At 60.3% G+C, this 5,779-nt stretch carries 7 protein-coding genes and 2 pseudogenes; 5 read left to right on the plus strand and 4 right to left on the minus strand.

What is annotated here, in order from left to right; all coding sequences use genetic code 11:
* From ACK4TM_RS16770 to ACK4TM_RS16780, 3 genes and pseudogenes are all read left to right on the plus strand, one after another.
* Positions 1-107: pseudogene (locus ACK4TM_RS16770) on the plus strand (IS5/IS1182 family transposase); the annotation flags it as partial.
* Positions 108-137: 30 nt separating this feature from the next.
* The gene (locus tag ACK4TM_RS16775) at positions 138-1,043 is read left to right on the plus strand and encodes a LysR family transcriptional regulator (protein ID WP_409703507.1); all 906 of its coding nucleotides are present in this window, start codon (positions 138-140) and stop codon (positions 1,041-1,043) included.
* An 81-nt stretch (positions 1,044-1,124) separates the two neighbouring features.
* Positions 1,125-1,880 (plus strand): GGDEF domain-containing protein, encoded by a 756-nt coding sequence (locus ACK4TM_RS16780; protein ID WP_409703510.1) that lies wholly within the window; start codon positions 1,125-1,127, stop codon positions 1,878-1,880.
* 5 nt (positions 1,881-1,885) lie between these two features.
* Here the strand turns inward: ACK4TM_RS16780 and ACK4TM_RS16785 are convergent, their stop codons facing one another.
* The 4 genes and pseudogenes from ACK4TM_RS16785 to ACK4TM_RS16800 form a co-directional block, all read right to left on the minus strand.
* Positions 1,886-2,824 (minus strand): OmpA family protein, encoded by a 939-nt coding sequence (locus ACK4TM_RS16785; protein ID WP_409703513.1) that lies wholly within the window; start codon positions 2,822-2,824, stop codon positions 1,886-1,888.
* Positions 2,821-2,904: pseudogene (locus ACK4TM_RS16790) on the minus strand (alkylhydroperoxidase); the annotation flags it as partial. The gene ACK4TM_RS16785 and the pseudogene ACK4TM_RS16790, both read right to left, overlap by 4 nt.
* A gap of 30 nt (positions 2,905-2,934) precedes the next feature.
* Positions 2,935-3,675: a GNAT family N-acetyltransferase gene (locus tag ACK4TM_RS16795; protein WP_409703516.1), complete on the minus strand. Its 741-nt coding sequence runs from the start codon at positions 3,673-3,675 to the stop codon at positions 2,935-2,937.
* Positions 3,672-4,394, minus strand: coding sequence for a competence/damage-inducible protein A (locus ACK4TM_RS16800; RefSeq protein ID WP_409703519.1), 723 nt, complete (start codon positions 4,392-4,394; stop codon positions 3,672-3,674). The genes ACK4TM_RS16795 and ACK4TM_RS16800 overlap by 4 nt, the downstream gene beginning before the upstream one ends.
* Positions 4,395-4,521: 127 nt before the next feature.
* Between ACK4TM_RS16800 and map the strand changes: the two genes are divergently transcribed.
* Positions 4,522-5,394, plus strand: coding sequence for a type I methionyl aminopeptidase (gene map, locus ACK4TM_RS16805; protein ID WP_409703522.1), 873 nt, complete (start codon positions 4,522-4,524; stop codon positions 5,392-5,394).
* The coding region (locus tag ACK4TM_RS16810; protein WP_409703525.1) for a serine aminopeptidase domain-containing protein at positions 5,395-5,779 on the plus strand (385 nt) is incomplete at its 3' end.

The raw sequence follows: 5,779 nt of genomic DNA on the forward strand, positions 1-5,779 counted from the left end.
TCGCCCGGCTCAAGGACTGGCGGCGCGTCGCAACGCGCTACGACAGGTGCCCCAAGGTCTTCCTGTCAGCATGCGCATTGGCCGCCGTCATCATGTTTTGGTTATGAATCCTGACCCTAGTAATCTGGACATTAATTATGGACCGCCTCACCGAGATGGAAGCCTTTGCTTTGGTTGTAGACCAGGGCGGCTTTACTGATGCCGCGAGAAAGATGGGCATCTCCAAATCTGCCGTCTCAAAACACGTATCTGCACTGGAAGCGCGCCTTGGGGCACGCCTGCTCAACCGCACGACCCGGCGGGTCAGCCCAACAGAAATCGGCCTTGCCTATTACGACCGCGCGCGTCGCGTACTCAACGATGCGAGCGAGGCTGATGCGCTCGTCACATCCATGCAGGCGGCGCCTTCCGGGTTGTTACGGATCAGCGTCGCGGCAGACTTTGGCGTAAACCATATTTCGGGGATACTGGGCGAATTTCTCGGGCAATATCCCGATATCACGATCAATATGGTGCTCAATAACCGCTATGTCGAACTGCTTTCCGAGGGCTTCGACATGGCCGTGCGCATCGGCGAGCTGGAGGACAGCACATTGCGCGCCTGCAAGCTGGCCGAAACCACGAGACGCATGATTGCCAGCCCCAGCTATTTCAAACGCTATGGTCGCCCTGAAAGGATCGATGATCTCAATAGCCACAAGCTGCTGCATTATTCGAACCACGCAAATTCCGCTGTCTGGAAACTGACCGCACCATCCGGCGAACGACGGCAAGTGCGCACCGCAGGCTGGCTGACCGTAAACGACGGGCAATCCCTGTTGAACGCTTGTATTGGTGGCCTTGGTATCGCCTACCTGCCCAGCTTCCTTTACGCTGACGCCTTGCGCAACGGTCTGGTACAAGAAGCGATTCCCGACCTGCCCATCGAAACACAAGGGATCTATGCCGTTTACCCGCAGGGTCCTTTCACCCAGCCGAAGGTGCGCGCCTTTGTCGAGTTTCTGGCAAAGACATTTGCGGAAAAGGGTCCCGACGCGTGGTAAGCGACAATGCGATCCGGCACGTCTTAACATGATGTCAAAGTTTTGATGCGATCATGGCCTGACCAATGATCGAGGGCATGAATGAAACTCATCATACGGGTGCTCGCGCCGAATAGCTGGCAAGGTGCCATCGGTCGATCATCGTTGTTTGCGGCACTGATTGCGGCTGTTAATGTGCTGTTCACGGCATGGCTTGGCCCGTACATCCCGGGCGGCCCACGCGTCTATCAGGTCGTCAATGCCGTTACCGTCAGCATGCCGTTTCTGGTGTTTTTCTTCGCCGTGATGCTGTACCAGGTGCGGCTGCAACAGCGTCTGTCCTTCTTGTCCCGCAAGGACGGCCTGACAGGGTTGAACAACCGCTTCAGCTTTTTCGAGATCGCTGAACAGCGCAACAAGCAGATCCGGACAGGCATTCTGCTGGTACTGGATGCCGACCGTTTCAAGTTGATCAATGACACTTACGGCCATCAGGCTGGTGACAATTGCCTGAAATCCATCGCCTGCACGCTGAAACGCGATCTGCGCGAGGGTGATGTGATCGGCCGCATCGGTGGTGAAGAATTTGCCGTTCTGCTGGCGAATGCGAATGTAGCGCAGGCACGGGTGATCGGCGAACGCCTGACCCGGCCTATCTCCTTCTATGCCGGGCCCGAGGACCAGTACCTGACCGCCACCCTGTCTGTCGGGGCCGTTGTGACATCGCCTGACATCCCGCTAGACATCCTGTTCGCGCGCGCCGACCGGGCCTTGTACAAGGCAAAAACACAAGGGCGCGCCCGTGTTGTTTTTGCAACCGACGCCCAGGCCGATGACGCGCGGGTGCGGAGGGTCTGATCGCCCTATTGTGTCGATGTGATGATGACTTCAACCCGGCGATTGGCCTCTCGTCCTTGCTCGGTCAGGTTGCTGGCTACCGGGGCGAGGTAACCCATCCCTTCGGCGGCCAACCGGTTCCGGTTCACGCCGTATACGCTGATCAACCGTTCCATCACCGACCCCGCCCGCCGCTTTGACAGCGCAATATTCGCATCAAGCCCGCCCACGGAATCGGTATGCCCGACCAGTGCCACGGACAGGTCCGGATGATCGGCAAGATAGATGGCAAGATCGGCCAATATATCAAAGGCCTGATCCTCCAACCTGGCAGAGCCTGTCGCAAAAGCCAGATCCGGCAGAACCGCGCGCCCGGTGGTTTCCAACTGGCTGGCAAGGCTGATCTGCCGGCCCCCCGCTGCTATTTCCCGGGAAAGCGGGGCGGACGGGCGCACGATACGGGCTGTGTCCGACAATACCGGGCCAACGCGCGTAACCTGCGCATATCCCGCCTGCGCCGTCCGGCTGACGAACAGCGTGACATATTCAGCGCCCCCCGCCGCCGTCCGCTCCGCTGTCAGAAACCGGAAATCCCCCAGATTGACCTGCATTTCGGGCGGTGGCAGCGTGGCTGTGGCAAAGCGGAAATCAAACCCGCCACAAGCTTCTGTCTGGCATTCAAAAATGATGCGGAAACCGCGCTCGCGCAATTGTTCGCGCAGGGGCCGCAGTAGTTGCAATGTTGTCAGAGACGGGGCCACGATGCGCCATGCCTCGCGGGTGAAGGCCCCTTCCGCTGCGGTGACAGGCAAAACGCCGTCCGCCCAGATCGCAACGGGCAGGTCATAACTGTCCAACGGGCTTTCCTCGCTGGCTTGTAGGGTCGCATTTGCCGGAAAGTCCAGAATCTGCGCCTGCGCCGCCGACGCCCAAATAGGCAGCAAGACCACCGCTGCTCTGATCATCGGGCCTGCGTATGATAAGAAACGTTCGGGCGCATGCCGGTGGCAGATGCAATCCGGTTGGTCATGTTGTAAAACCCGGCGTCAGCGGCGGCAGGTCAAGGGCTGTTGGTTTATCGGTCAATATCTTCCTCCGGCGCGATACGATAATGGTACTTTCCCACAACCCCCATCCCGAGGGAAGTATAGAGCGCATGTGCCCCGGTGTTTGCGCGGGTTGCCACCAGCGTCAGCCATCGCGCGCCCTGCCCCTGCGCCCAGAAACCCGCAGCGATTGTCATCTGCCGCGCCAGCCCCTGCCGCCGATGTGCCGCCGCGATTTCCAGCGCATGGATCATCGCGCAGTCCCCCGCGATGCCGATGAACAAGGCACCCGCAGGGCGGTCGTGCAGCCGACCGAGGATGGTGGTTTTCGGCATCGGCGCGCGATCCATGATCGCGATCCTGCCGGCCTTGATCCCGCCGACGGCCCAGATCTCGACCTGCGTGGCGAGCGGAGGCCAGACCTCGAATGTCGACAAGGGCTCGGGGCGTTGCAGGGCAATCGAGGCCAGCGGTGCAGCGTAGAAATTGACCGGGTCTTTGATAACGTAGCCAAGCTCTGCAAGGTCACGGTCCAGTCCTGCGTCATTCTCGCGGATCATGAACAACGGGCGCTGCCCCGCCGCACGCATTGCCGCAGCGGCCTGCGCGATATCGCCCGGCTGCGGCGGCGCGTTCGCCGTTGCCGCGCTGACCCTGCTGCTGCCGCTGGGGTCAAGCCTGATCGTCCACGGCCCAATCCTGCGGCGACGGGCAGGCGGCCAGGTCGCGTCGATCACGTCATAGCATTGCTGAACCGATGGCAATTTCATGACACAAACAATTGTTCCAACGTTGCAAAAGCCGCATCAACCCGTTCCTGATCCTGCCCCCTGATCACCAGATTGGCCCCATAGATCCCATCTTTCTGGAACGGATACGATCCCACCGACAGATCGGCATGATCCGCCGCAAAAATACCCAGCGGGCCGGCAATATCGCCCTCCCCCCGCATCACCCGCAGGCTGCGCGACAGCAAAGGCGCGCCGCCCGTCAGGCCCGGCAACACGCTGGCAACCATGGCCTGAAAGACCGCTGGCACGCCCGCCATCACATAAACATTGCCAATGGCAAAACCCGGTGCGGTGCTGACCGGATTGTCGATCAGGGTCGCTGTCGCCGGAATACGCGCCATCCGCAGACGCGCCGTATTCAGTTCCTGCCCGGACCTTTCATAATGCGCCTGCAACAAGGCCCGCGCATCATCGCGCACGTCGATACTGTCGTCAAAGGCTTCGGCGATACAATCGGCGGTGATGTCATCATGCGTCGGCCCGATCCCGCCGCTGGTAAAGACATGATCGAACCGCGCCGACATTGCCCTGACAGCCGCGATGATCGCGGGTGCATCGTCGCTGACGATCCGGACTTCGCGCAGGTCAATGCCCACAGCCGTCAGTTGCCCCGCCAGATGATGCATATTGGCATCCCTTGTCCGGCCCGAAAGGATTTCGTCGCCGATCACCAGCATGGCCGCGGTGGGGTTGGGCATCTGTATACTCCTGTGCTGTTTGCAGACTTTATAGATCACGCTCGCGTATTTGCCACCGCTGTTGCAGGCCTAGAACTTTGCGCGGAATTGCCCTATATCGCCGCTGATAAGCTAAAGGATAGAAGACGTGGACACGAACAAAGGCCGCCTGACCAAAGAAGGCATCCGGATCTATGAGCCCGCCGACTTTGAGGGCATGGCCAAGGCGGGCACGCTTGCCGCAAACATTCTGGACGAGATCGCGGCACATGTGACCCCCGGCCAGACGACGGGCGAGCTTGACCGTCTGATCACCCGGATGGTCAGCGATGCCGGCGCCGTATCGGCTACGATTGGCTACAAAGGTTATCAGCATGCCAGCTGCATTTCCGTCAATCACGTCGTCTGCCACGGCATCCCCGGCGCAGCGATCCCCAAGGGACCGGCCGAGACAATTTCCAAGAACCACGAAAAGCGTCGCGATGACGACCGCCTGCTTGACGGCGATATCCTCAATATCGACGTGACAGTGATTCTGGACGGCTGGTATGGCGACACCAGCCGCATGTATGTCGCAGGCACCCCGCTGCCAAAGGCGATCCAGTTGATCGACGTCACGCATGAGGCATTGATGCAAGGCATCGCCGCAGCCAGACCGGGCAACACCTTTGGCGATATCGGTCACGCAATCCAGACATTTGCAGAGGCGCAGGGCCGTTCGGTTGTGCGCGATTTCTGCGGCCATGGTCTGGGCCGAGTGTTCCACGCACCGCCCAATGTGCTGCATTATGGCCGCGCGGGGTCCGGGGCGGTGCTGGAAGAAGGCATGTTCTTCACCATCGAACCGATGATCAACTTTGGCCGGCCCGATACCAAGGTTCTTGCCGATGACTGGACCGCCGTAACGCAGGACAAATCGCTGTCTGCCCAGTTTGAACATTCCATCGGCATCACTGCGGATGGCTGTCAGATCTTCACCGCCTCTCCCAGGGGTCTGTTTCACCCGACCTATACCGTCTGAATGAAGCGGCAGGTCTGGCTCTTGCTGGTTCTGATCCTTGCACTGGCGGGGGCGGGATTGTCGGTATTGCGGCTGGAACAGGCAGGCGCCGGCCTTGTCGCACACGACCTGATGATCGGGCAAACACCTGCGACGGTGCTGCATCACCCTGACACCAGGGACGCCCCTGTCGTCGTGATCGCGCATGGTTTCGCAGGATCGCGGCAGTTGATGCTGGGCTTTGCCCAGATCTTGGCGCAGGAAGGCTATATCACCGTCAGCTATGATCTGCAGGGGCATGGCCGTAATCAGGTGCCGATGTCGGGCGATGTCGCCTCTGTCGACGGCACGACGCGGTTGCTGGTCGAGGAACTGGGCCGGGTCGTCGATGCCGGCCTTGCGTTGC

It is taken from the genome of Yoonia sp. (assembly GCF_046292185.1).
GTDB lineage: Bacteria > Pseudomonadota > Alphaproteobacteria > Rhodobacterales > Rhodobacteraceae > Yoonia.

Coding starts and splice junctions, on each gene's coding strand:
- ACK4TM_RS16785 (WP_409703513.1), bottom strand. CDS start 2,824: ATGATCAGAGCAGCGGTGGTCTTGCTGCCTATTTGGGCGTCGGCGGCG.
- ACK4TM_RS16795 (WP_409703516.1), bottom strand. CDS start 3,675: ATGAAATTGCCATCGGTTCAGCAATGCTATGACGTGATCGACGCGACC.
- ACK4TM_RS16800 (WP_409703519.1), bottom strand. CDS start 4,394: ATGCCCAACCCCACCGCGGCCATGCTGGTGATCGGCGACGAAATCCTT.
- ACK4TM_RS16780 (WP_409703510.1), top strand. CDS start 1,125: ATGAAACTCATCATACGGGTGCTCGCGCCGAATAGCTGGCAAGGTGCC.
- ACK4TM_RS16775 (WP_409703507.1), top strand. CDS start 138: ATGGACCGCCTCACCGAGATGGAAGCCTTTGCTTTGGTTGTAGACCAG.